General features: G+C 31.3%; 4 protein-coding genes. All 4 read left to right on the forward strand.

Annotated elements, in window-relative coordinates:
* Positions 1-128 precede the first annotated feature (128 nt).
* The 4 genes from GT641_RS12825 to GT641_RS12840 all read left to right on the forward strand — a co-directional run bounded on the left by GT641_RS12825 (position 129) and on the right by GT641_RS12840 (position 1,918).
* Entirely contained in the window at positions 129-638 is a 510-nt protein-coding gene (locus tag GT641_RS12825; protein ID WP_008402576.1) for a hypothetical protein, read from the forward strand.
* A 62-nt stretch (positions 639-700) separates the two neighbouring features.
* Complete coding sequence (locus GT641_RS12830; RefSeq protein ID WP_008402577.1) at positions 701-859, forward strand: hypothetical protein; 159 nt, start codon at positions 701-703, stop codon at positions 857-859.
* Positions 860-971: 112 nt separating this feature from the next.
* Positions 972-1,298 carry a hypothetical protein gene (locus tag GT641_RS12835; protein ID WP_161117737.1) on the forward strand — a complete coding sequence of 109 codons (327 nt, stop codon included), beginning with the start codon at positions 972-974 and terminating at the stop codon, positions 1,296-1,298.
* A gap of 107 nt (positions 1,299-1,405) precedes the next feature.
* A complete protein-coding gene (locus GT641_RS12840) occupies positions 1,406-1,918 on the forward strand; it encodes a hypothetical protein (RefSeq protein ID WP_161117738.1) in 513 nt (170 codons plus the stop codon).
* Positions 1,919-2,206: the final 288 nt, after the last annotated feature.

Genomic DNA, 2,206 nt, shown 5'->3' on the forward strand with positions numbered 1-2,206 from the left:
CAACCTGTTTGATGCGTATACAAACGGCAATGATAATGCAGGGGAAACCATTGTCAAACAGACAATATAGACAGGGGGATATTATAATTGATAAGTAGTATTGATAACTGATAAAAGGGAGTGCGAGCATGATTGATTATGTAGGAATTGCAAGAAAAGCCGTAGAATGTGATGATATGGTAAAGCTGTTAGAGGGAAAGGGTGAGTATCATTGTGAATTTTTTTATTATGGTCTTGCAGGAATAGATATAACCGATTGGGGCAGTATTTTATCAAGAGGAATTTATGTATTGTATAATGAGGGGGGATATGACTATATTCCGGATATGATTATTGAAGCAATTAAAGAAATGTGTGAGGGGGATGTTGAAGAGGTATACTGTGCGTTTCGATTTTTCTTTAATTCTGTAATGAAGGAAAAAGGAAATTTCGAACCGGTGCCATTTCACATATCTGAGCAGATAAAACCTGTAGTTATGCAGGCGGTTTTTAATAATAAAGAAAAGTTAAGTAAATGTTTTGACTGGGAAGGATGGAGCTATTCTGATGGTATGTGGGGAGCTATAAAGCGATGGGTGAAAATACTAAAAGAAAAATATGGGAAATGTTTAGAATATGATATGGAAGAAGCAGAATGAAGGTGGATTATTAATCAATTGATGATTGTGTTAATATAAGTGATGAACTAGAAACTATAAATATGCAAAAAAGTCCATTTATTTTGAGAGTTGCTGACATTATTGGTTTAAATGCAATGGAAATAGCAGAAAAATATTCATTACCACAAATCCCAGATAAAGTAGTATATATTGATATACCTAAGGATATTATTTTAGAAGTAAGTATTGTAGGCCCATAAGAAATTTGGGGAACTCTTGGGGGATATATACAGTATGCTATCAAAGATGTGCTTTTGGAGGACAAGTGGTTTAGTAATATAATTGAGCTGAAATAAATGGGAGCAAGATGATATGATAAAAGTATATAATGAAAAAATTCAAATAAATAATAAGAGTATAATTTTTGATACAACTATTAAAAAAATTATTTATTTCTCTGATATTTTTGTAGTGTTGATAAGAGAAAATAAAGAAATTCCTAATAATATTATTGCGTATGATTATTATGGAAATGAAGTATGGAAAATTAATGATATAGTTTGTGCAAAGGTATTACGGGGATATGATAATATTATAAAAAAATCGGAAAATGTCTTAGTTGCATATTGTGAATTGGGAATAATTTTTGAAATTGATATATTTAAGAAAATAGTTATCCATAAAAACTATATGCGTTAATAGATATAAGATATTAAAAAATAGCAAAGATGCTTGACTCTGATGTAGTAGAGGGGCGATATTGTAATTAATAAGTAGTATTGATAACTGATAAAAGGGGTGCGAACATGATTGATTACATAGGAATTGCAAGAAAAGCCGTAGAATGTGCTGATATGGTCAAATTGTTAGAGGGAAAGGGTGAGTATCGTTGCGAATTTTATTATTATGGCTTTCCACCGGATGCGGATGTTACGGATTGGGATAATCTTATATCAAGAGGGATTTATGCACTGTATAACGAGGGTGGGTATGACTATATTCCGGATATGATTATTGAAGCAATTAAAGAAATGTGTGAGGGAGATGTTGAAGAGGTATACTGTGCGTTTCGAGTTTTCTTTTGCGCTGTAATGTATGAAAGACGGGAATTCAAACCGGCACCATTTCATATATCAGAGCAGATAAAACCTGTAGTTATGCAGGCGGTTTTCAATAATAAAGAAAAGTTAAGTAAATGTTTTGACTGGGAAGGCTGGAGACATTCTGATGGTATGTGGGGAGCTATAAAGCGATGGGTGAAAATACTAAAAGAAAAATATGGGGAATGTTTAGAATATGATATGGAAGAAGCGGAATGAAGGTGGGTTATTAATTAATTGATTATTATCTTTATATATTCAAATATTAATTAAAATAACCTGTTTGATGCGTATATAAACGGCAATGATAATGCAGGAGAAGCCATTGTCAAACAGACAATATAGACAGGGGAGATATTATAATTGATAAGTAGTATTGATATATTAGATAAATATGGTTTGTCATTAAAAGGATTTAAAGATAGATTAATTGTGGGTAAAAGTGAAATAAGTGAAATAGAAAATTATATTTATATAAGAAAAAATGTAAAAATGCTATATGATGTT

The organism is Clostridium sp. BIOML-A1, assembly GCF_009874105.1.
Classification (GTDB): domain Bacteria; phylum Bacillota; class Clostridia; order Lachnospirales; family Lachnospiraceae; genus Coprococcus.